Annotated in this window: 20 protein-coding genes, 1 tRNA gene, 1 pseudogene and 1 riboswitch; of the genes and pseudogenes, 12 read left to right on the top strand and 10 right to left on the bottom strand. The window is 47.2% G+C overall.

All coding sequences use genetic code 11. The features are described from left to right. Nucleotides 1-29: 29 nt before the first annotated feature. Nucleotides 30-116: riboswitch (cyclic di-GMP riboswitch) on the bottom strand. Between the two features lie 1,023 nt (nt 117-1,139). Next, complete coding sequence (locus tag ON05_RS07580) at nt 1,140-1,937, bottom strand: RNA polymerase sigma factor SigF (protein WP_010477573.1); 798 nt, start codon at nt 1,935-1,937, stop codon at nt 1,140-1,142. A 437-nt stretch (nt 1,938-2,374) separates the two neighbouring features. On the opposite strand from ON05_RS07580, the gene ON05_RS07575 reads away from it, so the two are divergent. Next, complete coding sequence (locus ON05_RS07575) at nt 2,375-3,106, top strand: Bax inhibitor-1 family protein (RefSeq protein WP_010477580.1); 732 nt, start codon at nt 2,375-2,377, stop codon at nt 3,104-3,106. A gap of 132 nt (nt 3,107-3,238) precedes the next feature. Continuing rightward, nucleotides 3,239-3,826: a hypothetical protein gene (locus tag ON05_RS07570; RefSeq protein ID WP_010477582.1), complete on the top strand. Its 588-nt coding sequence runs from the start codon at nt 3,239-3,241 to the stop codon at nt 3,824-3,826. Between the two features lies 1 nt (nt 3,827). On the opposite strand, the gene ON05_RS07565 is transcribed toward ON05_RS07570, so the two are convergent. From ON05_RS07565 to ON05_RS07550, 4 genes are all read right to left on the bottom strand, one after another. Beyond that, entirely contained in the window at nt 3,828-4,739 is a 912-nt protein-coding gene (locus ON05_RS07565) for a cation diffusion facilitator family transporter (protein WP_010477584.1), read from the bottom strand. A 15-nt stretch (nt 4,740-4,754) separates the two neighbouring features. Next, complete coding sequence (locus ON05_RS07560; RefSeq protein ID WP_010477586.1) at nt 4,755-5,948, bottom strand: 5-(carboxyamino)imidazole ribonucleotide synthase; 1,194 nt, start codon at nt 5,946-5,948, stop codon at nt 4,755-4,757. A 15-nt stretch (nt 5,949-5,963) separates the two neighbouring features. Further along, the gene (locus ON05_RS07555; protein ID WP_010477588.1) at nt 5,964-6,398 is read right to left on the bottom strand and encodes an SH3 domain-containing protein; all 435 of its coding nucleotides are present in this window, start codon (nt 6,396-6,398) and stop codon (nt 5,964-5,966) included. A gap of 91 nt (nt 6,399-6,489) precedes the next feature. Continuing rightward, on the bottom strand, nt 6,490-8,013 hold the full coding sequence (locus ON05_RS07550; RefSeq protein ID WP_010477590.1) for an AAA family ATPase: 1,524 nt from the start codon (nt 8,011-8,013) through the stop codon (nt 6,490-6,492). 261 nt (nt 8,014-8,274) lie between these two features. On the opposite strand from ON05_RS07550, the gene ON05_RS07545 reads away from it, so the two are divergent. Together ON05_RS07545 and ON05_RS07540 are read left to right on the top strand one after the other, a co-directional pair. Beyond that, nucleotides 8,275-8,829, top strand: coding sequence for a hypothetical protein (locus ON05_RS07545; RefSeq protein WP_010477592.1), 555 nt, complete (start codon nt 8,275-8,277; stop codon nt 8,827-8,829). 374 nt (nt 8,830-9,203) lie between these two features. Continuing rightward, nucleotides 9,204-9,788: a hypothetical protein gene (locus ON05_RS07540; protein ID WP_010477593.1), complete on the top strand. Its 585-nt coding sequence runs from the start codon at nt 9,204-9,206 to the stop codon at nt 9,786-9,788. Here ON05_RS07540 and ON05_RS07535 read toward each other — a convergent pair. Continuing rightward, nucleotides 9,748-10,329, bottom strand: coding sequence for a thioredoxin family protein (locus tag ON05_RS07535; RefSeq protein WP_010477594.1), 582 nt, complete (start codon nt 10,327-10,329; stop codon nt 9,748-9,750). The genes ON05_RS07540 and ON05_RS07535 overlap by 41 nt on opposite strands. Nucleotides 10,330-10,593: 264 nt before the next feature. Between ON05_RS07535 and glpD the strand changes: the two genes are divergently transcribed. The 3 genes from glpD (at nt 10,594) to ON05_RS07520 (ending at nt 14,608) form a co-directional block, all read left to right on the top strand. Next, complete coding sequence (glpD, locus tag ON05_RS07530; RefSeq protein ID WP_010477595.1) at nt 10,594-12,264, top strand: glycerol-3-phosphate dehydrogenase; 1,671 nt, start codon at nt 10,594-10,596, stop codon at nt 12,262-12,264. A 28-nt stretch (nt 12,265-12,292) separates the two neighbouring features. After that, nucleotides 12,293-13,225: an NAD(P)H-dependent glycerol-3-phosphate dehydrogenase gene (locus tag ON05_RS07525; protein ID WP_010477596.1), complete on the top strand. Its 933-nt coding sequence runs from the start codon at nt 12,293-12,295 to the stop codon at nt 13,223-13,225. Nucleotides 13,226-13,450: 225 nt separating this feature from the next. Further along, nucleotides 13,451-14,608 (top strand): cysteine desulfurase family protein, encoded by a 1,158-nt coding sequence (locus ON05_RS07520; protein ID WP_010477598.1) that lies wholly within the window; start codon nt 13,451-13,453, stop codon nt 14,606-14,608. A gap of 13 nt (nt 14,609-14,621) precedes the next feature. Here the strand turns inward: ON05_RS07520 and ON05_RS07515 are convergent, their stop codons facing one another. From ON05_RS07515 to ON05_RS07505, 3 genes are all read right to left on the bottom strand, one after another. Next, nucleotides 14,622-14,774: a hypothetical protein gene (locus ON05_RS07515; RefSeq protein WP_175307264.1), complete on the bottom strand. Its 153-nt coding sequence runs from the start codon at nt 14,772-14,774 to the stop codon at nt 14,622-14,624. A gap of 132 nt (nt 14,775-14,906) precedes the next feature. Continuing rightward, entirely contained in the window at nt 14,907-15,413 is a 507-nt protein-coding gene (locus ON05_RS07510; RefSeq protein WP_010477599.1) for a gamma-glutamylcyclotransferase family protein, read from the bottom strand. Further along, entirely contained in the window at nt 15,413-16,990 is a 1,578-nt protein-coding gene (locus ON05_RS07505) for a histidine kinase N-terminal 7TM domain-containing protein (RefSeq protein ID WP_010477600.1), read from the bottom strand. The genes ON05_RS07510 and ON05_RS07505 overlap by 1 nt, the downstream gene beginning before the upstream one ends. 207 nt (nt 16,991-17,197) lie before the next feature. Here ON05_RS07505 and ON05_RS07500 point away from each other — a divergent pair. Continuing rightward, nucleotides 17,198-17,268: transfer RNA gene (locus ON05_RS07500), tRNA-Gly, on the top strand. Nucleotides 17,269-17,437: 169 nt separating this feature from the next. Beyond that, the gene (locus ON05_RS07495; RefSeq protein ID WP_010477601.1) at nt 17,438-17,812 is read left to right on the top strand and encodes a hypothetical protein; all 375 of its coding nucleotides are present in this window, start codon (nt 17,438-17,440) and stop codon (nt 17,810-17,812) included. A 166-nt stretch (nt 17,813-17,978) separates the two neighbouring features. On the opposite strand, the gene ON05_RS07490 is transcribed toward ON05_RS07495, so the two are convergent. Continuing rightward, nucleotides 17,979-18,542, bottom strand: coding sequence for an SMI1/KNR4 family protein (locus tag ON05_RS07490; RefSeq protein WP_010477602.1), 564 nt, complete (start codon nt 18,540-18,542; stop codon nt 17,979-17,981). Between the two features lie 303 nt (nt 18,543-18,845). Here ON05_RS07490 and ON05_RS07485 point away from each other — a divergent pair. The 3 genes and pseudogenes from ON05_RS07485 to ON05_RS07475 all read left to right on the top strand — a co-directional run bounded on the left by ON05_RS07485 (nt 18,846) and on the right by ON05_RS07475 (nt 22,051). Beyond that, nucleotides 18,846-20,491 (top strand): annotated as a pseudogene (locus ON05_RS07485) (IS1182 family transposase). A gap of 416 nt (nt 20,492-20,907) precedes the next feature. After that, on the top strand, nt 20,908-21,459 hold the full coding sequence (locus tag ON05_RS07480) for a 3'-5' exonuclease (protein WP_010480086.1): 552 nt from the start codon (nt 20,908-20,910) through the stop codon (nt 21,457-21,459). An 82-nt stretch (nt 21,460-21,541) separates the two neighbouring features. Next, complete coding sequence (locus tag ON05_RS07475; protein WP_010480085.1) at nt 21,542-22,051, top strand: hypothetical protein; 510 nt, start codon at nt 21,542-21,544, stop codon at nt 22,049-22,051. The last annotated feature ends 326 nt before the right edge of the window (nt 22,052-22,377 follow it).

The raw sequence follows: 22,377 nt of genomic DNA, 5'->3' as shown, positions 1-22,377 counted from the left end.
TAATGTACCCACCATAAAAATAAAGTCCCTTCGGTATTAACGACCATCATGCCTATAAAGGGTTAGACTCGTTAATTTGCGTCTTGCTCTTTCGAGACAAGTTGCCGTTTCGAGGACTTAACTGAGCTATACGGGGGGATCGATAGCCCATCTGTATACGAGTATAAACCGATTTATTCTCCATGACTACAAAAAGCCATTAAATTTCTATTTAATTTGCCCTATAGAAATATGCTAAAAACCCGAGATCCCTTCTAGAAAAGGATTGTGGCGAATTAACATTCCCTTACAAAACCAGTTCTCGCATTACAGGATTTCAGAATATTCTGCCAGACTTAAAAAGTGATATAAATCACATTCGATTATCTTCAAACTATCCAACATGTGCCTGTTGTCTACAGCAATAAACCCGCTGTAAATGCCTTAGCCTCAACATTGGGCTCAATCCACCTGTCGCTCGTACTGAGGTCATTAAAGCTCTCTCCGGTCCATGTAAACCTGCAAACAAACAACGATGGCTTTTCTGAGAGAACTATCATTGCCCAACAGCCCCCGCTCTAGAAATCGCTGGTCATGATCACCACAACATTTCCATAGCAGTGGCAAGACACTATCCTCACATTTCAGAACCAGCAACAGAAATGGATGTACAACCCCCATCTTCCCGAGTTGAGATTGTATGCCCCTAGTGGTCACTAAACAGTTCTTTCAACTAATGTTGCGATCTTTCGAAATCTCTAGCTGATTCCGAACCATAGTTGATGCATGTTTAAAACTGCCGATCTCTCGAAGCTGACCTCATAGGTGATCCATCTTGACGTATTGCCCTGATTCAGATGGGGCAAGATTGCCGACTTTGACGCTTTCAAGGCAGCATTCATCTTTACTGTGCAAGGCAGGAGTGATCACGGTGGCTACATTATTAGGCAAGAAACATGCTCACTTGGTCTGTCCTCGCAATATCAAGCTTGCCGTTTAGAGTATTCGTAGCGCTCTTCACTAAGGGGGTGACCAAGGCCATGAACGAGTAGTTGCTAGCAAGTTACCTGCTATCTATCATCTCAGCACACACCTGTCCTGGGATGGTTTAGACCTTAGTTAAGGTCAATGGCTAAGCCATTTAGAGCTATCGAAATCAATTAGACTTCCATTTGTAATGCAGCAGATTTTTGCAAGAGACCGACTAACTCGTCAATTCCTTTCTTGATTCGTCGAGTCACGGTTACGGGGCTAACACCAATCCGTTGAGCCACTTCTTGTCGAGACAGTTGATGGACAAAGACAGACTCGATCATTTCTCGGGTGCGATCTTCTAACTGATCCAGTGCTTGCTGAAGTTCTAAGCGATCTTCTTGGTTCGTCTGCATAATCTGGCACCGAGCGTCCATCAGAGTATCCCCTAAGGTCATCATTGAATCGGACTGCTGATGATGGCCAGAAGAGACCCGGGCATTCAAGCTGAGAGGCACGCGGTTAGATGCTGCTAACTTAACTGCTCGCCATTCTTGCATAGACAGGTCGAGCTCGTCGGCAATTTCTTGATCGCTGGGATGGCGTCCTAGTTCCATCGTTAATGCCTGGCGAACTTTTGCACCATCGCGGCTTAACTGCTGCCATCGGCGAGGGATACGAACGGTATTGGCACGATCCCGCAAGAAGTGAAGAATTTCGCCTCTAATGTAGGGAACAGCAAATGAGCTGAAGGCATAACCTTGGGTCGGATCAAAGCGCTCGATAGCGGTGATCAATCCCAGGAAACCACATTGTTCTAAATCTTCATAAGGCTCTGCACATTGATGAGCGAGACGGTGAGCCACCTTGCGGACTAATCCCATATTCAAGCGGACCAAACGGTTTCGGAGCTGAACAGAAGGTTTCTGGCGATAAGCAACCAGCATCTCCATTGTTTGGGACTGTAAGGAAGTTTGATAAGCCATAGTTTAATCGTCCTGATGTCCTGTACCTGGAAATCATTATCGAGATACTGAACTTGAAAAACCATCGTTAAAATACGGGACTTTATAAAAATAAATGGAAGAAGCCTACGCATTATTACGTAAGTAGATCCCCGGACAGTCTATTTACATTCGGTAATAATTCGGGAGAAATCAGTATTAACACGGAGTAGTAATGCTTTACCGAAGAAATAACTCCGTATATTTACATTACCTAGACTATCTGTAGCGTCGATGGTCTAGGCATTTATCCCTTTGCAGCATACCCAAAAATTCTCAGGGTTTTATCCACTTTAATAAACCCCTTACGTTTAGGGGTTACGGATAACCCTAAATTTGTTCCTCCCTACTAAAGAGGGAGATAAGGCAAAATGAGAGGTAGCAGACCAGTCAAAGAGTTTGTTTAAAAGAGGAAGCCCGTGAGTAATACAAGTAATTTTCGTAACGCTATTCAAGAGGCCAGACAGAACGCCCTTGTTGGCCCCAATGTTATTCCAAATGCTCTACCTTACCTAGGTGCAGGCTTAGTTTTAACTGCTGTCGGCGCATGGGGTGGTCTAGGCGTTATTTCTAGCTTTGGCCCCCAAACTTACAGGGCCACTAGTCTGCCAGCGATGATTCTGTTCTTTGTACTCTTCTTCGTGTCACAAAGAGCAGCCACTAAAGTCAATAACAACGTTGCTTTGCCTCTGTTGGCAACATTCAGCTTAGTTACCGGCTATACCCTGTCCTTGCTTGTTGACATCGCTCTAAAAACATCCGGAGTAGGTGAAACGGGGTTAGCTATTGCTGCATTGAGTTGTGGCATTACCTTTATTGCCGCTCGGCCTATTGGAGCGAATCTATCAGATGAAGATGGATTTGCCCTCACCAAAACAATTCAACTAGGGGTGATCGCTTTACTAGTTGTCATGTTTGCCCAAGTCATATGTATGTGGTTTGGCATTATTTCTCCTAGCTGGTTGGAAATTGGGATTTCCGGCATTGGCGTACTGTTGTTTGTTGGAGCAGCTGTTGTTGACTTCTTTGTTCTGCCTAGAACTTATGAAGATGAGCAATATTTATCTGCTGCTCTATCCATGTACTTGACCTACGTCAATCTGTTTATCTTTATTCTCCGATTCTTAATTGCAATCAATAGTAGAGATTAACTATTTCAGCAGCTAGTGCTTTAATTTCAAGGGGTTGGATACGCATCCAACCCCTTGAAACTTTTAAACTTCGAACAGAGTCTTTATAAATTAAGAAGAACAGCACTTAGGGAATATTACCCAGAGGAAAGAATGATCGGTCAAACAATCCTGACGATGACTTGGCTTAGTTTAGGCATGAGTTTGATGGCCAACAAACCGCAAATATCTCCCCCCAATCCCGTCTCTTCTACTGTGGCTAGACCTCCCTATAATTGCTTTACCCGTGAGGTTTGGAGTCCAGCGAAGCAGGCTTGGTGTGATCGCTTTAGTCCTCATACTGAGAGGGAGCATTGGCCTGATGTAGCGAGACCGGAGGTATGGGAGAGCGATCGCAACCGCTATACGTTAATCAGCCTAGACACTGTGTCCAGGGAGACAGCTTTGACGGGAACTGATCCCAAGTCCATTGCTTTGTCTTTGGTCGAGTTACCAGACACGGAGGGGGACTCTCAAAAACGGACCTCCGTTTCGATTCAAAAAGGCCAGTCAGCCGTGGTGATGATGTCTCAAGTCGGCTTGGCAGATGATTCAGTGCAAGGTCTTCGATACCGCTTTGAATTTGAGCCTCAGGGAATGATTGAGGACGAAGAGAAATGGCAACTCGTTTGGATGGGACGGCAGCAACTCTGTTGGCCAGGCCGAGGGCCAGAGAAATGGACCAACCAACCTTGTCTGTAATTTAGGGATGTTGCGAGCGATCCAGTTCAGCATCTTCCCAAGACACTGGATCTTCGATGGGTTCTAAATGGGTCATCACATGGGTGCCAGGTAAAGCGGTCATAATCGATTGTTCCAAGATGTCGCATAGCTCATGGCCTTTTTGGACGGACCAATTTCCCGGCACTAGAACATGAAAAGAGACAAAATTTCGAGCCCCAGCCACACGGGTGCGGAGGGCATGGAACTGAATACCTTGGGCTTGGTAGGCCGTTAAAGTAGCGCGAATCACAGCTTGGTCTGCTTCAGGCAGCGCACTGTCCATCAACCCAGACATGGTTTCCCGAATCAGCTTGCTGGAGACCCAAGCAATATTCAAGGCAACCAATAGGGCCATGATTGGATCGAGAATCAGCCATCCCGTCAGCTTCACAATTACCAAACCCGCCACCACCCCCACCGATGTCCAAACATCGGTTAATAAGTGGTGAGCATCAGCTCGGAGGGTGATCGAACGTAACCGTTTACCAGCCCGGAGTAGAACCCAGGCCACACCAGCATTGACCAGGGATGAAAGGATAGATAAGCCTAAACCGAGTTCTAACTCTGCTAGGGGCTGGGGATTAAACAATCGAGGGATGGCTGTGATGGCGATGCTAATCGCTGCTACCAGAATCAGAAGTCCCTCTAGGCCGCTGGAAAAATATTCAGCTTTAGAATGACCAAAGGTATGTTCTTGATCGGGGGGCTGAGCAGCAACCGTTAAAGCCCAAAATGCCGCTAATGCGGCAATTAAGTTCACACTGGACTCGGCTACATCCGAAAATAAACCAACGGAAGAAGTGAGCTGATAGGCACCAAATTTCAGCACCATTGTTATCAACGCAGCCGCAATCGATAACAGGATATAAGCTCGGGCAGCCTTACTGCTCATAATGTTTTCTACACCTCAGCCCCCATACCAAAGGGCTTCAATTTTATGGGCCATCTCTACGGCCCTAACCGGATCATCAGAGGATAATAACATTGTCGCATGTCCTAACTTCCGACCAGGCCGACTTTCTGTCTTGCCGTACCAATGAACGAAGGTCTGGGGAAGGGCAGCGATAGCCTGTCGTTTTTGTAAATAATCATTGTGACTGGTTTCAAAGCCCAGCAGGTTAACCATGACAGCAGCAGAAGTGAGGTGAGTTGGCCCTAAAGGCTGGCCGCTAATCGCCCGTAGATGCTGTTCAAATTGGGAGGTGGCGCAGGCATTGATGGTGAGATGACCCGAATTATGGGTGCGAGGAGCAATTTCGTTGACCCAAACTTGATCGTCCGCGGTTTGGAATAACTCAATCCCCACAATCCCCACCATATCCAGATGCCTTAATATCTGGGATGCGATCTGATCCATTTGTGCCTGAGTCTGGGGTGATAGTTGCACAGGGGCAATGGCCCAATGGCACACCTGATCTTGTTGATGGGTTTCTACCGCTGGAAATAGGGAAATCTCCCCCGTGGTAGAGCGAGCTGCCATAACCGCCAGCTCCCGCTGAAAAGGAACATAAGCCTCTACCATCAACACAGACGGATCCTGCTTGGCTTGCTGCCAACATTGGGCAAGGTCTGCCGAGGTATGACAAATAAATGTGCCCTGGCCGTCATAACCATTGCGGCGGGCTTTAACAACGACGGGAAACTCGAAGGATGGGGGTAAGGAGTCAGATGTTAGGGGTGCGAACTGGGGGACAGCTATACCAAGGGAAGCAAAAAAGCTGCGTTGCTCATACTTATCGAGTAGGGGGGTCAGGCTGGTTAAGCTAGGGCGAAAGCACACACCTTGAGCTGCCAGCTTGCCTAAGGCGTCTAAATCAACAAACTCATTTTCGAAGGTAATGACTTGGCATTGTTGAGCGAGTTGAGCGGTGGCGGCAGCATCCGTAATAGGGGCGAGAATGGCCTGCTGGTCTAGATCTGCCACACTTTGGAGGGCTGAGTCAGAGACGTTGGGGGTTTGAAAAACGAGGTTAAGGTCTAAGGATGGGGCCGCTTGATTTAACATCCAAGCTAGCTGACCACCGCCCAAGACACCAACGGTATGAATGGGGACTTGAGGGGATATAGGAGCGGACGAAGTTGCGATCGCAAAATCAGACATAAAATCAAGTTGTTCTTAAAAGGCTGGCTCAGGCTCTGCTTCTGGTGGTGCTTCCGAAGCGACATCGCCCTGAACCCGTTCGGTATTGCCCATGGACACCCAGCCTTCCACATCCTCGCCTTCTAGGTCAGCTTTAATCTTCTGCCATTTTTGGTCTGATGATGCTTCAATGACGGTGACGGGCTCTTCGTATTCTAGGACTTTAATAACATCCGCATCCGAAGATCTTTCTTTTCTAAGGAATAAACCGTCGGGGTAAATGACGACTGCTGGATAGGGCTTAGGCTTAGCAGGCGTTGTGGGTTTGGCGTCGTTAGGAAACTTAGGTTTTTCAGGGATTTGGGAAAATCGGTTCAGGTACAAATAGCCAGCACCCACCACTGCTCCCCCAACAATTGTCAAACCCAAGATGACACCAATGACGATTTGAGCGATCTGAGACGGTTTCATACAGGCATCAAGATGACAAAGTTAGTCAAATTCTAAGGGTAGAGAACAATTAATGGTTATTCAAATAAAAATTATTTGCAGCACAGTCCGATTAATCCGGCTGTTGAAGTTGCCGCTGAATGCGCAAGCTTAGTGTACTATGCTTGGACGCTAATCGGGCTTTCCCTGATGCTGCCCAATCTTGCAGAAATTCTACCTGTTCTTGGGCTGTACGGGCCAAAGGAATGATTTGACTGGCGGCTTCTAAGATATCATCCGTCGTAAAGTCTCGGTTCTGGCTAAATCCCAAATGCATCGCTTCAATAATGCTTTGTTCTAGCTCGGCTCCGGAGAAATCGGGGGTTTCGTAAGCTAATCGCTGCAAATCATATTGGTTGAGATTATGGGGACGCAATCGGGACAAATGCACCGAAAAAATCGCTTCCCGTTCTTCCTTGGTCGGCAATCCCACAAAAAAGATCTCATCAAATCGCCCTTTCCTTAGCATCTCTGGGGGTAAAGACTGAATATTGTTGGCCGTTGCCACGACAAAGACCGGAGAGGTTTTCTCCGCTAGCCAAGTAATAAAGGTGCCAAACACCCGACTGGTCGTCCCCGAATCCCCGCGACCATCGATGCCTGCAAAGGCTTTATCAATTTCATCAATCCAGAGAATGCAAGGAGCCAGGGCCTCCGAAAGCTGAATCATTTGTCGGGTTCGGGACTCTGACTCTCCAACTAATCCGGCAAATAGACGTCCGACATCCAGACGTAATAGCGGCAGGTGCCAATGGTGAGCAATCGCCTTCGCCGTTAAGGATTTGCCTGTCCCTTGGATGCCCACTAACAATAGACCGCGAGGATGGGGCAAACCATACTGTCGCGCTTTCTCAGAAAAGGCACCTCCTCGGCGCAGTAGCCAATCCTTAAGGTTATCGAGGCCGCCAATATCGGAGATATTTTCCCGAGCAGGATAAAAATCCAGAATCTGGGTTTGGCGAATGGTTTGGCGTTTCTCTTCCAGGATGAGTTCCACATCATCGGCACTGAGTTGACCATGGGTTGCGATCGCACGGGACAATACCCGCCGAATCCGATCCATTGTTAACCCTTGGCAGGAACGGGCCAAATCATCTAAATCCTTACCCGTCAAGGGATGATCAGTGGCGGCCAATAGACGTTCCACTTCAGAACGAATGTCTCCTAAATCAGGTAGAGGAAAATCAATCACATGGACGACTTCCCCCAAATCCCTGGGAATGGCCACTTCACTGGCGAGCAAGACAATATTCTTAGGCTGAGACTTCAACAGTCGAGATAGATTACGAAGCTTCCGAGAAATGGCCACATCCTCTAAAAATCGATTGAAATCTCGCAGGATAAAAATCGCAGGGGCAGACGTGGGTAGCTGCTCAATGAGTTCTAGGGCCTGCAACGGGTTGCGTTGACCAAACCCTGCATCCGTGGGGTTCCCTTGATAGCCATCCACAAAGTCCCAAGTATAGACTGCTCGATTCCCCTGACGTTGAGCCGAATCCGCAATCACCGATTCCACTCGTTCTTCTTCTTGCGTCGGAATATAAATTAATGGATATCGGGCTCTTAGGAGTAACTCAAACTCACGACTAAAACTCATGGGACTAACCCTGACATAGTGAATATTTTTTGAGAGCAAGATAAATGGCCACGAACTCCATCAACAATGTGTGGATAGATCCCGCTTGCCAATTCTACCTGGGCATTGAGAAGGATTGCATCACGCTGGAATGTGGAAAACTGATGCTTCTCCCTGGGTAAACTGAGTAAATCACCTTATCCATAGGAGATCTTGCACCAACCCAGGCTATCCCAATATGGGACATGGATATGAGGCAAACAATCATCAGGGGGAAATCCCATGTCCATTATTCAATCGACGGATCTGGAAGCACAAGGACTGCTGAATGATCAATCATCGGCACTGCAAATTAAAGGCAAATGGTTTAGGCCTGGCCCTGCTTTTACTAAATCTTTACTACAAACAGCCCTAGAATTCTGTGAAGATGCCCGAAACCAGGGGCGGCAATATTTACTCATTGAATTCCCCACCTATTTCATGGCTTGGCAGCGCATTCGCCCTAAAAAATCCACATCACCCTCGCAGAAACCGCCCGCTTCCCCACAAGACATTTCTCCTCAAACTTCGCCGCCACCCAATCCGACCGCCCAGCCTAGCCCATCCACAGGGCCACCCGATCTATCCACCAAAGCAACCCTGGCTAGTGTCAATCGGATCTTTATTAACCGTTGTAAAACGGAGCTTGCGATTCATGTAGGACCAATGGCTGATTTCTTAACCGAACAGATTTTGAAGCAGTCACCTCAGCTGTCGCCCCAGCAGTTCATTGATGCCCTTGCCCAACAAATACCTGATCCCCAAGCGGCCCTAGCCTTTCGCAAAACCTTGGAGTAAGGTTACTTTTTAAGCACAAAGTAAATAGACCTCTTGCATAATTCAGCTAACGATATGGTAGCGAACTAAAAACCCAAGTCAGATCGCAGCATAAATTGAGTTAGAAGCACATCATGGAACGAATATTGCAAGAGGTCTAATATATTCATTTTCTGATATCTACGCTCTGGAGAATACTGTTAATCACGAACAGAAACTCCTCCAGGTTTTGCTGATGATTAATTTGCGAGCAAGAGATTATTCAGACCATAGGCACTTGTTGCGAAGTAAGTTTACACTTGCTGAGTTGACGTTTATACTCAACAATAATTAGCTCTGTTAGCAGAGTGGTTTAGGGGGGATTTGCTTGCTATCACTTCAGCAGGAGGATTCTCTTGAAAGTTATTCAAGTTCAAGATCTGCAAGCACAAGATATTCAAAGCATTAGTGAGCATCAGCTCTTATTTCATGGCCAGTTATTTCAGCTAGGACCTAAAATCTCCAAAAAATTAGAGAAAGCGGTCCTGGAATATTGCCAAATCTCCTGTAAATCCGGTCAAGCCTGCCTGTTACAAGATGATGGCTCTCATTGGGTGGTTTGGAAACGAGTCAAAAAATCACCTGAACGGGCTCTTCCACCCAGCCCTGCGACCAATACAGCCCAACCGCGCACCCTCTCTCCTCAATTTATTAATCGCTGTAAGCAAGAGCTGGCAATCTGCATTGGCCCGATTGCTGACTTAGTCTTTGAACAGACCCTGTCCAGCCTCAACACAGATATCCTTAAACCTCAGGAATTCGTTGCGGCCTTAAGCCGCAACATTCCATCCTCCGCTTTAGCCTCTAGATTCCATGATCATTGTCAGCCCGCGTCGGAGGCCGAGATGGTAGCATCTAGAGTTCGATCCATGAAGCATTCTACTCAAACCGGGGATTATCTCAGCCGTAATAAGCGGGTTCATTCCCCGGTTTCCATTTAATATTGCAGCCAATACTGGGTTTCTGATTTGCCGAAATCGGCTGTTCTGCCAAGGCAGCATCCAATGCTCCTCGCAAATCTTCCCCCGTCACCATCAGATTATTGCTGGGGCGGCTATCGTCTAGCTGTCCTCGATAGACGAGTTTGCGGTGAGCATCGAAGACAAAAAAGTCGGGTGTACAGGCCGCAGTATATTGCTTGGCAACGTCTTGGTGTTCATCAAAACAGATGGGAAAGTTATAGCCGAGGCTGGTCGCCATGGCGGTTAAGTGCTCTGGATCGTCCAAGGGGTGGCTCTGGATATCGTTAGAGCTGATCGCCACAATTCCCAAACTTTGATCAGAATAATCTTGACCGATCTGGGCCAGTTCGGCTTGGACATGTTTCACAAATGGACAATGCTGGCAAATAAACATCACCAAGAGAACGTTGCGGTGGGCAAATGTCTCTAAGGAAATGGTTTGCCCACTCACCACATCTGGCAGCTGAAAGTTGGGAGCGGGTGTCCCCAGGTCCAACATGGTCGAAGCGGTTAACACCATAATGTCTACCCTTGAGCAATTAGCACACTTACTTTATTCTGCCGTGGTTCAGCTCAGTTTACCAAGCTGTCATTCTTAACCTGCCGTTCATCCATTCAAGACGAATGCTTCAGGACAACGGCTGCCTTTCCCTCCCAAAGCTAACAGAATTGGTGAAAGAGATGAAGAAAACGTCTTAAATCAGAGATCTATGTCATCTTGTTGGCAGTGCCACAGCCCAGAATCCTGGGTTCAAATGTAAATCACAACAGAATGTGCTCACCCATGAGAAATTGGCAAACGATTGAGAATACGGCCTTTGACCTCGTCGTGATTGGGGGAGGCAGTAATGGAGCAGGGGTGGCCCGTGATGCGGCTCTGCGAGGATTGAAAACTCTGCTGATCGATAAAGATGATTTCGGCAGCGGCACCACAGGCTGGTCGAGCCGGTTGATTCATGGCGGGCTACGCTATCTGGAATACTTTGAATTTAACCTGGTCCGGGAATCCTTGCGAGAGCGGGAAGTGCTATTACGGGTGGCCCCCCATTTAGTCCGGCCTCTACAGATGTCGATTCCCGTCTATGCCAGCGGCTCGCGAGCTTTCTGGGAAATTCAGGCCGGCATGCTGCTCTATGATGTTCTCAGTTTTGATAAATCCCTACCCAATCACCGGATTTTGCCTCTGCAAAAGTGCTTGCAGCTATTTCGGCACCTGAATCCAAAAGGGCTAAAAGGGGCAGCCCAATATTTTGATGCCCAAGTCGTTCATGCTGAGCGCCTCTGTTTGGAGCTAGTTCTATCGGCTCAAACCGCAGGGGCGACGACCCTGAACTATGCCCAGGTGTCTCAGCTTCAAATCGAAGGAGATCGAGTCACAGGCATTACGCTTGACGACTTGATTGCAGAGACCACCCATAGGGTCCAACTATCCCCCCAAACCGTGGTGATTAATACGGCAGGCCCCTGGGTCGATCAGGTTTTACAAGGGATACAGTCCCCAACCCTGAAACAAGAGCGAAAAATCGGCGGTACCAAAGGCAGTCATATTATCGTCGATCCATTCCCAGGAGCCCCCGATACTGCTCTTTATGTGGAAGCCGAAGTCGATAACCGTCCCTTTTTCATTTTGCCCTGGGCCAATCAATATCTGATTGGAACCACAGATATTCGGTATAGCGGTGATTTAGATCGCGTCAAGGCCGATAACGAGGAAATTGATTATTTACTGAATGAAACCAATCGAGTCATTCCCTGTGCCCAACTGTCTCGGGCGGATATTCGCTTTACCTATGCAGGCGTCCGACCGCTCCCCTATAGCGAAGGCAAAAAGACCAGCAGTATTACCCGCAGCCATATTCTCTACGATCACGGCAAAGACGGCATTACCAATTTAATTTCTTTAATTGGCGGTAAGCTCACTACCTACCGGCAGGTGGGGGAAGAAATGGTGGATGCAGTGTTGAAGAAGCAAGGTTGTGCCCCAATTCCTTGTGTAACCAAGCAAGAGCTGTTTCCAGGTGCGATCGCACTCAACGATACCTTGATCGAAACCATGATCAGCAAATACCAGTCCCTTGTTAGCCGAGAGACGGTCTTTCATCTGTTCTCTATCTATGGCAGTTTTGCTGTGAAGATTTTGGCTCTGATTGATGACACCCCAGAACTAGCCGAGCCGATTACCCCATCCCTGCCCGATATTAAGGCCCAAGTGGTCTATGCTGTCCAATCTGAACAAGCCTATACCCTCGTCGATATCTGTGTGCGACGCACCATTTTGGCCATGCAAACCAATTATGGTTTTGACGTGCTGCCAGAAGTGACGGCAATTTTGAAGCAATACTGCAACTGGAGTGACGCAGATTGTGATCGCCACATCCAACACTATCATCGGTTTATGGAAGCCAATAGTTTGCCTGATTTTGTGACGGCTCAGACAACAGCGCCTATCCGTTGACGTTCTCTCCAGTTAGGATCTTGCTTGCATGTCCACAACAGCCATCACTATTTTGGGCAAAGGGGTGTGGGGGTCTGCCTTAGGAACCCTAGCTCAAGCCAATCACCATCCAGTGACGGCTTGGTCCCGCCGAGGGCCGTTAACTTTGACCCAGAGCCTTACCCAAGCCCAGGTGCTAGTGGTTGCCATCTCCATGAAAGGCGTTTCTGACCTTGCGGCCCAGCTCCAGCAACTCAAGCTACCGACCTCAACCATTATCGTCAGTGCGACGAAAGGGTTAGATCCGACGACCCTCCGTACGCCCTCTCAAATTTGGCAGGCCACTTTCCCTAACAACCCTGTTTTGGTTCTTTCGGGGCCCAATTTATCGAAAGAGATTGAGCAAGGGCTGCCTGCTGCAACAGTGGTTGCAGGCCCTAATCAGGCTGCCCTAGAAACGGTGCAGCGGCTGTTTTCCTCGGACTGTTTTCGGGTCTATACCAACCCTGACCAGCTGGGGACGGAATTGGGGGGGACCCTGAAGAACGTGATTGCGATCTCAGTCGGGGTTTGCGAAGGTCTTAAACTCGGCACCAATGCCCGTGCCGCCTTGATTACCCGAGCGCTGCCAGAGATGATTCGAGTCGGCACCCATTTGGGCGGACAAGCCGAAACCTTTTTTGGGCTGTCCGGCTTAGGAGATTTATTAGCCACCTGTACGAGTCCCCTCAGCCGTAACTATCAAGTGGGATATCAACTGGCCCAAGGCAAATCTCTAACTGAGATTTTGGATCAGCTCCAGGGAACGGCAGAAGGCGTTAATACAACTAATGTGCTCGTTGATCTGGCCAATCGAGAAGGTATCCCGATTCCCATTGCCCGCCAAGTTCATCGACTGCTGAAGGGACGTATCACACCACAAAAAGCTTTAGAAAGCTTGATGGATCGAGAATTAAAGCCAGAATCCTGTGATTTGTCGTAGTTTAGTCCCACCCGGCGAATCCTATTAGAAGCTTTCTCACTCCTGTTAGGCACGCCAAAAACATCAGAAGTAACTTCAACATTCACTGGCAACTAAGAACGCTCTTATCCAGAAGGCTCAATATCTTCGGGTGACTATACCTTGCCTGCAGAATCCCGCTAGACTGTGAAGCAGACCTGCCCATGATCTAGAGGTAGTACAGTTGCCTGTCAAACGAACATCCCCATGCAAATCTACTTAGATTACAGTGCAACCACTCCTTGTCACCCAGACGTAATTATCGCCATGGGTAAAGTTTGGACAGAACAATGGGGCAATCCGTCTAGTTTGCATGAGTGGGGGCAACGGTCTGCCACCGTTCTAGAGCAAGCCCGCATGCAGGTTGCAGACTTGATTCATGCTCCAGCTGAGTCGATTATTTTTACGTCGGGTGGGACTGAAGCCAATAACTTAGCGTTAATGGGGATTGCTCGAACCTTTACTCAACCCCAGCATTTAATCATCTCTAGTATTGAGCACTCTGCGATTACTGAACCGGCTCGCTTGTTAGAGCAACAGGGATGGCAAGTCACTCGTTTACCTGTAGACTCCCAAGGTCATATCTCACCAGATGATCTCAAAGACTCATTCCAAAGCAATACTGTTTTGGTCTCAGTGATTTATGGTCAGAGCGAGATTGGTACTCTACAATCGATCCACACTTTAGGCCAAATAGCGCGCGAACGAGGCGTTCTCTTTCATACCGATGCGGTGCAGGTAGCGGGTCGCCTCCCCATTGATGTGCAAACCTTGCCCGTGGATTTACTCTCCCTCTCTAGCCATAAGCTCTATGGTCCCCAAGGAGCAGGCGCTTTATATGTGCGTCCTGGGACTCACCTTATTCCCCTATCGGCAGGGGGTGGACAAGAACAAGGCATGCGTTCGGGCACCCCTGCTGTGCCGATTCTTGCAGGGTTTGGTCTGGCGGCTGAGATGGCGGCGGAAGAGATGGAGTCAGAGGGGAGGCGACTGATGCTGCTACGCGATCGCATGTTTGCTCAACTCAGCCACTCTCCCTACCTACTGCCGACGGGCGACCTGAGCCAGCGATTACCCCATCACGTCAGCTTTTGTCTCCATCCTGCCACGGATATAACCGGTAAGACCTTAGTCCGGCAGATGAATTTGGCAGGTATTGCCATTAGTGCCGGGTCGGCGTGCCATAGCGGTAAGCTAGCCCCCAGCCCAATTTTGAAAGCGATGGGATACTCAGATCAGCAAGCGTTATCCGGCATTCGCTTGACCTTAGGGAAGCAAACAACCCTTGAAGATGTCGATTGGACCGTTACAGCTTTAAATCAACTATTGCATCGGCTAATGCCTCAATCGGCGGCAATTGCCTAACCCCAACCGAATCTTAGGGCGATACGCTCACAGGCCGTTCGGACTGCATTAACTGCATGGCATTGAGTTGAGCATGGGCTAAGAATCCTAAACTGACCATGGCGCTGATATACAGGCCAATGGCCAAACTAGTCTTAGAGCAGAGTCGGGATGTGAAAGAATCCATGATCGTTTCTGAGGGAGCGAAGGACTGATGATATGGTGAGACTCCCTTAGCATGCCAAGACTTAAGCTACTTTTGAAGTCTTTGCGATTAATCGTTATAAAACCAGTCCTAAGAGATGAATAAAGTTAACGCTCACCCGAGCAGGGCCCGGTGATGCTGGCGACGTTCAGCATCAGGATCGGGGATGGATGGAACAGCCTGAATGTCCTGAATATAGGCTGCTGGCAGGCTTAAATCCAGGGCGCCTTGGACAATGTAGGCTTTGTACCAATGAAACGGACGCAAAGTATCGTCTATCAGCAGAGCCAAGTAGGTAAACGCTTCAAGGCACCCCTCAGCGGTCAAAATACTGAGACATTGGCGTTCATAGCCTACCCCCAAGCTTTCAGCTTGGTCTAAGGAGGGTAGCTCAGATAAGTCCATCTGAAAAACGGCTCCCCAAACGATATCATCTGGTTGACTAGTGGCTTGAATATTTGCTTTACCAGACTGATCTAAGCCCACCTTATGGAACTGAAGTTGATACCCCTGCAGGTGGCCCAGGGCGATGAAGCGGGCGGATGGGACGCGCGCTAGTAAGCGGGACTGATACAAATTGGAGCCGTAGGCGAAGTAATAGTTCGGATGATTCGCGACCATTATTTTGGAGATTTTATGGTTCCCTGGGTTTGATCGGTTAGGGACCGGGGAGGGTTTCGGCGATCGCGATAGGTTCGCTTGTCTTGGTACATAGATTGATCTGCACAATGCAGGAGTTCTGAAAGGGTACAGCCGTCTTGAGGATGACTGGCAACACCAATACTAGCTGTTAATTTGAGGGTGATGTTCTCAAGTTTTAGGGGCTGGCGTAACCGGAGTAAGAGGCGTTCCCGCGTGGCATGGGCTGCATTTTGATTGGCCTTAAACAACAAGGCCACAAATTCATCCCCGCCAATACGGGCCACAATATCCCCCTGACGAACGCAGGTTTTTAAGCACTTGGCCACATATATAAGCACTGCGTCTCCAATCTGATGACCGTAGGTATCATTAATCGGCTTGAAGTCATTTAAATCCACATATAACAAAGCTACTGGCCACAGCCCTTTGCCTGCACTACTCAGGGACAATTGACCTGAGATTTCTAATTGGCGACGATTACACAGCCCCGTCAGACTATCAAAGTAGGCGAATTGCTTGAGTTGAGCTTGTTTTTGACGCTCAACGGTAACATCGCGAATAATGACCAAAGATCCTACCAGACGATGACCTGGGCTGTGCAACGTCCGGATTTTCACTTCTTTAAGGAGGGTTTGGGAAAATTGAAATAGTTTGACCGTTTCAGTGATTTCTTGGGTCAAGGGCGTCGTTAGCAAATGCTGATAGGCGGGAAAACCGACATGAAACGGTTGCCCCAAAATATTGTCAAATAGGCTTTCTCGATAAGCACTGGGATTGAGATCGACAATATGATTTTGAGTATCCAGAAAAATCACCGCATCTTCCGTGTTGAGAAATACGGTGCGGTAGGAAATGGGAGAGACTTCAAATAGTTTGCCACGAAACAGTCCCACTACCATGATCAAACCGCTGACTGCAAAGCTAATCGGGGTCAGGTCTAGTCCGTAGAAATGAACCCTTGCTAACAGATACAACAGGCTGGAAAAGAAGGGAATAATCGATGCAGACAGCAATACCAAAATCTGTTGTCGATAGATTTGGGAGCTGGCGAAATAAGCGTTGAGGAGTACGCCGACGCCCCCTAGAAGCAATAAGTAGTTGTAGGGCATCATCACATAGCTAAACCACCAGCCATGCTCAATCATCAATTGAGGCGCAGGGGTATGCCCCAATTCCACAGATGCCCAAATCAGACCATGCCAAGGATCTGTAAAGGCAAAGATCATGCTCAGTAGGGGCAACACCATCATCCCTCTCGTTCTCTGGGTGTTCAGACGAGAATCGTTATGGGTGTATTGCAGGGTAAAGACTAGCCAAAAGACGGCGAAAAACGGAATGCCGAGGTATTGCAGTTTGCCAAAAACGATGCGGGGGGTGGCTTCAGTGCTGAGATATTCTAAGACCGCGAAAAAGCACCAAATAAAGAGGCAAAGAATACACCTAAAAAAAGATTGTGCCCCTGTAACGGACCGCCGTTGCCATACATAGATAGCAATACTGCCTGTAGCAAAAGCTGCGATCGCAGGTAGAAGCGCTAGGAGGTAGTGAATCAGCATGGTCGGTCTTGAATTAGCACCATCGTAGCCTATTCCACATCCCTCACTGGTGATCGGAAGCGAATTCCCTTGCGTGGGTGGTTTGCTCTACTGGAAAAACATGGTGCTATCGGTAGCAGATCGCAATTCAGAAGAAGAGGTTGGATTGGCTTGCAGAAAGATAGCCAATTTGTGTTAGCCTAAATTGTGCTGAATATCCAGTGCCATGCGGGTGTAGTTTAGTGGTAAAACCTTAGCCTTCCAAGCTAATGATGGGGGTTCGATTCCCCCCACCCGCTTTACAAGTGTTGTACATTGCAAAGCTATTGTACATTCCAGAATTATTTGGGTCTTGTCCTCTTTTGGTGAATCGAAATTATTAGGTAGAAGATAAAAAGTAACGATTATCCTCAGTTTTAGGAGGGCAAACTAGTAGATACATCTTCAGGAAATACTTAATAGATACCCATGAGCTACAACGTTGCAGTAGCATTAAAACCCATTCCAAGTAATGAGCAAGATGCATGGGAGTGGGTGAATAGAATGGCTGAACTTGACAATGATTCACCACCTCAAGTATTCCATGATTTAATTGATGTGCTCACAAGTAGGTATCCTTGCATTTGCAACCTTGACGATGAGCTGGTTGATGTTCAGGGAGTGTGGAGCGATGGTCCACTCCGTGACAACATTACTTTAGTGGCACCTGTACTGGGTATTGTGTACTCCAAAGTAGATGAGGTTTTGCCATTTTTAATTGAAACAGCCAATTCACTTGAATTGACTGTTTTTGATTGGAACACCGAAAAGATATACCGTCCACTTTCCAGCACTTCTACCTAATAATTTCGATTCACCAAAAGCGGACAAGACCCAATTATGGCTCTTGTCCGCTTTTGGTGAGCCCAATTCAAGTGTTAGAAGGGGAATAACAGCTTGATCAACAGGGGCGAGAACTAGAATATTGAAACGTTTCTGAAGCGCTTTAGACAAGGGTTCTTTGAATGGGTTAAATCTTCGTAGATCTATCACCAAAGAGATCGAGCTTCAACTCCATAGCAAGTTCCTCGACATGAGGATCCGGCCAACCATAGTATCCCCAGCTAAGATCAATAATGATTTTCTGAAGAAATTCGTCAAACGAATTGGCTTCCAGAAAAATACCAGCAGGGTCGTGGTTGCAAATGTAGCAATAGCCTGTGATTGGATCTATCGCCAAGACATTATCGGAACCAGAATTAGCTATGCCGAGCAGATCTTGAAGTTGCTCTTGTTCTTCTGATGTAAGAAAGTCACGAAACCATATATCTGTGGGTGGAGCAATTGAATAGAGAGGATAGAGACAAAAACGACCCAGATTAGTGTGACTAAACTCAATAAGGAAGCTACGTAATGGATCGGGAAAATTTAGTCCTAACTCTCTTTCACGTTGTTCGACTGCTTTTTCAGATAATCTTTGTGAAGGCTCTATTCCATATTCAGTGAGAAGTTTTTGAAGATTTTTCCCCCACCCTTCTTCACCTATCTTCCTAAAGGGTGGCATTAAATCGGCTTTTGTTGCTGGCTTTCTCATGAATTAATCAACGTTGTTCATTTGAACAGCAACTTCAGTTTGTACGCCCACGGTATGACTGTCCAGCATTTCAGTGGGCTAAAACCAAACGCTTATTCAACAGGTCCCGTCCAGCCAGTCCATACATCTGTCGTTTGAGTCTTTTCAGTTTTTTGTTAAGTCCCTGATGCTGTTGGCGAATGTACTACGAGAGATTTTTTTGTATTATCAAAACCTGATTTCACTTTGCTATCTAAAGTACAAAAATAAGCACTGATAATTAGTTGAGTATCCAAACTAATCGTTATCAGAACTCTCAACACTATGTCACTTCAACCGCATGCTCCTGGTTTTATACCTGAAGAAACTATTCGTGTTGCACATGCTGCATTCCCTAAAGGCAATGTGTTCATGGCTTTAAGAGAAGAGATAGGAACCATCTACACCGATCAAGACTTCTCAGCTTTATATCCAGCTCAAGGTCAACCTGCTATTAGTCCCTGGCGCTTAGCTCTAATCTGTGTCATGCAGTTTATGGAAGGACTGACTGATCGGAAGGCAGCAGATGCTGTCCGCAGTCGAATTGATTGGAAATATGCGCTAGGACTAGAATTAACCGATTCAGGATTTGATTTCTCGGTGCTATGTGAATTCCGTCAGCGTCTTATCCAAAGTCATACGGAACAGCATCTACTCGATCTCTTGTTGCAACGATGCCAAGAGAAAGAATGGCTCAAAGCAGGTGGTAAGCAACGAACAGACGCCACCCATGTCATCGCTCATATTCGGATGCTGAATCGACTTGAAGGTATTGGAGAAACCTTGCGAGCGGTGCTGAACGAGATCGCTGGAATTGATCCTGATTGGTTGCAGCAATGGGTTCCACAAGATTGGTATGGCCGTTACGCATTACCAGTAGAAGAGTATCATCTGCCTAAGGGAATAGCAGCACGCCAAAAACACGCTGAAATGATTGGCAGGGATGGGATGCAGTTGCTTGAAAAGCTTTGGGATGAAACTACTCCTATTCATCTGCGCCAGATTCAAACTGTTGAGATTATGCGTCTGACTTGGGTCCATCAATACTTCGTTGAACGCGGCAAAGTCCGGCTTCGCCCGCGAAGGATTTACCTCCTGCAGGTCAGCGCTTCGATTCACCCTATGACCCTGAGGCTCACTATGCCAATAAGAGAACCACTACCTGGGTTGGTTACAAGGTACATTTAACAGAATCCTGTGACGAGAATCAGATGCATCTGATTACTAATGTCCTGACGACCCATGCTCATCTTGCTGATGTCGATCAGACTGAAAAAGTACACAAGGCACTGAAACTCAAAGACTTACTTCCAAGTGAACATATTGTCGACTCAGCCTATGTTGATAGTGAATTGCTTGTAACAAGCCAAAGTCGATATGAAGTGACATTAATTGGCCCCACACGACCCAACTCAAGTTGGCAAGCCAAAACCCCTGAAGCATATGATTTAGACCAATTCAAGATCAATTGGAATACGCGACGAGTGACTTGTCCTCAAGGCAAAAAAAGCCGAACTTGGAAAGGAGCAAAAGATGCTTGGGGCAACCGAGTGATTGTTGTCAAGTTCTCCCGGACAGACTGTCGATTGTGTCAGCATCGTGGTTTATGTACTCGTTCCCCCACTGAAGCGAGGTCTCTGACCCTACGTACTAAAAAAAGACATCAAGCATTGCAAGAGGTTCGAAAGCAACAAAATACAGAAGAATGGCAACAGACTTATAACAAGCGAGCGGGGATTGAAGGGACTATTTCGCAAGGAGTCAATGCCTTTGGAATGAGGCGATCTCGCTATTTAGGATTAGCTAAAACGCGCTTGCAGCATGTGCTCACAAGTACTGCGATCAATGTAAAACGCATTGTTTCATGGTTGCAGGGAACACCGCATGCTCAAACCCGGACATCGCGATTTGCAGCGTTAGCCACTCCCTAGAATTGACAAATTTTCAGGTTTTGATAATACAAAAAAATCTCTCGTAGTACATTCGCCAACAGCATCAGTCCCTCCACAGGCTCATTACTAACCTCTAAAGCCAGACCTGCTTTGACTGTTCAAGCCAATTATCCAAGTGTTGGGGTAACCGCTGTTGGACCAGGAGCATTTAATTTTGGAATGTACAACTGTCATCATCCTAAGGCTTGCATCGAACTGGTATATTGGCCTACCGTGCTCGTAGAAACGGAGGTATGACGAGGGACGACAGCCCTAGGGCTATTGGTATGATGCGCGAAGAGACTGCCTCTGCTTTGACAGGGAAATATCTAGAAACTACATAAGCACTTATATTTAGCTAGGCACCGAGTGCCATAGTCCTAATTGAGTCCTTGGGTGTCTCCTCCACGACATCAATGAAAATTAGTCAGAAATATTACTTGATTGTTGATCTTGAAGCCACCTGTGCGGATGATAATTCCATTCCTCGCCGCAGAATGGAGATGATTGAGATTGGAGCTGTGCTTCTCAACTCACAAACCCTGCAGATAGAGAGTGAATACCAAACCTTTATAAAGCCCATTCTTCATCCTGTGTTGACTGAATTCTGCAAATCTCTGACATCCATTTCTCAGCAGGATATTGAAGAGGCCCCACTTTTCCCGGTGGCTCTAAAAGATTTTCAATCTTGGTTTTACCCCTGTGGGAGTTATCGGTTCTGCTCTTGGGGAGATTATGATCGGCATCAATTTGTGCAGGATTGCCAGTTGCATGGCGTTGGCTATCCCTTTCCAGGAGATCATCTCAATTTAAAGCAAGCATTCTCTATCGAGATCAACTCAAAAAAGAAGTTTGGTATGGCAGGCGCATTGGCCAAACTAGGTCTAGAGCTTGAAGGGGTTCATCATCGGGGTATAGATGATGCTCGAAATATTGCCCGCATTGTTCAAACTGCTTTTTCTGAGTGAATCTCTAGAGCGTTCACAACAGATGCTTTGCAATGAGTCCCCCTATTCAGAGCAATATTGACCGAGCCATGAGCCTAAGAACATGCTGTTTACCATTGTCGAGCGTTTTTCTCCTAGAGACGGCGATTGCTGGATAAGTTACTGCCAATGGCGGGGGTTAGCCTTTACCTGTTTTGATTCGATAGATGGCATTCTCAGACCCAGCCTTTTTGATGCAACAGAGGAGGACGATTGGAACCATGTTGTTAATCAGGATTTCAAGACTCACCTAATCACGGATTATGACTATGCTGTGCAAAAGCAGAGTGAGATGGGGCAGGGGGATCTGGTGGGTTTGAGATTTAGCGAGCATGATCAGGGCGATCCACGCTTTTTAGGATTTGATTTAATCGATGACTATTGTGACATCTCCTTGCTGACTAATTGGGGAAATGATGTAGACCAGATCAATCGTTCCTTGTCCCCCAATGCGCTAGTTCTGAGTTATCAGACCGTTAAGGATATCCAGCAAGCGTTGTTGCAGACAAATGGTACGGATCCACATGTTGAAGGATGCCAGATCGTGTCAATCTACCGACTCAACGAGACTTAACGAGTGGATGGAATATCTCTTTTGGGGTGGTTTGGACATCCTGCTGAGATGGAAGTGTATCAATGATGTTCTCGTACATTTCCACCACTGCTAGAACGCTTTGAGACTGCAAACTCAACTTTGATATTGGGCATTCTACGAAGAGAGTGTTATGATACACTAACAGTACAAAAGTACTATATAGCTCGGTCAGTTTAAGTTTACCCCTTGCAACCCGAATGGTGCATCGCCATTCATGTGATTAGTCTAAACGCGCATCACTGGCTTGCTCTTTACTGTGCGGGGCTTCGCTCTACCAGTGCTGTTACGGTTTAGTTTCCATGAAA

This window comes from Acaryochloris sp. CCMEE 5410, from assembly GCF_000238775.2.
Taxonomy (GTDB): domain Bacteria; phylum Cyanobacteriota; class Cyanobacteriia; order Thermosynechococcales; family Thermosynechococcaceae; genus Acaryochloris.
This window is presented reverse-complemented; position numbering and strand designations above follow the sequence as displayed.

Excerpts from the sequence above, each read along its gene's own strand:
- ON05_RS07505 (WP_010477600.1), bottom strand. The coding sequence starts at position 16,990 with ATGCTGATTCACTACCTCCTAGCGCTTCTACCTGCGATCGCAGCTTTT.
- ON05_RS07480 (WP_010480086.1), top strand. The coding sequence starts at position 20,908 with ATGAAAATTAGTCAGAAATATTACTTGATTGTTGATCTTGAAGCCACC.
- ON05_RS07475 (WP_010480085.1), top strand. The coding sequence starts at position 21,542 with ATGCTGTTTACCATTGTCGAGCGTTTTTCTCCTAGAGACGGCGATTGC.
- ON05_RS07545 (WP_010477592.1), top strand. The coding sequence starts at position 8,275 with ATGTCCATTATTCAATCGACGGATCTGGAAGCACAAGGACTGCTGAAT.
- ON05_RS07550 (WP_010477590.1), bottom strand. The coding sequence starts at position 8,013 with ATGAGTTTTAGTCGTGAGTTTGAGTTACTCCTAAGAGCCCGATATCCA.
- ON05_RS07490 (WP_010477602.1), bottom strand. The coding sequence starts at position 18,542 with ATGAGAAAGCCAGCAACAAAAGCCGATTTAATGCCACCCTTTAGGAAG.
- ON05_RS07580 (WP_010477573.1), bottom strand. The coding sequence starts at position 1,937 with ATGGCTTATCAAACTTCCTTACAGTCCCAAACAATGGAGATGCTGGTT.
- ON05_RS07555 (WP_010477588.1), bottom strand. The coding sequence starts at position 6,398 with ATGAAACCGTCTCAGATCGCTCAAATCGTCATTGGTGTCATCTTGGGT.
- ON05_RS07525 (WP_010477596.1), top strand. The coding sequence starts at position 12,293 with ATGTCCACAACAGCCATCACTATTTTGGGCAAAGGGGTGTGGGGGTCT.
- ON05_RS07560 (WP_010477586.1), bottom strand. The coding sequence starts at position 5,948 with ATGTCTGATTTTGCGATCGCAACTTCGTCCGCTCCTATATCCCCTCAA.
- ON05_RS07570 (WP_010477582.1), top strand. The coding sequence starts at position 3,239 with ATGATCGGTCAAACAATCCTGACGATGACTTGGCTTAGTTTAGGCATG.
- ON05_RS07510 (WP_010477599.1), bottom strand. The coding sequence starts at position 15,413 with ATGGTCGCGAATCATCCGAACTATTACTTCGCCTACGGCTCCAATTTG.
- glpD (WP_010477595.1), top strand. The coding sequence starts at position 10,594 with ATGAGAAATTGGCAAACGATTGAGAATACGGCCTTTGACCTCGTCGTG.
- ON05_RS07520 (WP_010477598.1), top strand. The coding sequence starts at position 13,451 with ATGCAAATCTACTTAGATTACAGTGCAACCACTCCTTGTCACCCAGAC.
- ON05_RS07495 (WP_010477601.1), top strand. The coding sequence starts at position 17,438 with ATGAGCTACAACGTTGCAGTAGCATTAAAACCCATTCCAAGTAATGAG.
- ON05_RS07565 (WP_010477584.1), bottom strand. The coding sequence starts at position 4,739 with ATGAGCAGTAAGGCTGCCCGAGCTTATATCCTGTTATCGATTGCGGCT.
- ON05_RS07515 (WP_175307264.1), bottom strand. The coding sequence starts at position 14,774 with ATGGATTCTTTCACATCCCGACTCTGCTCTAAGACTAGTTTGGCCATT.
- ON05_RS07535 (WP_010477594.1), bottom strand. The coding sequence starts at position 10,329 with ATGGTGTTAACCGCTTCGACCATGTTGGACCTGGGGACACCCGCTCCC.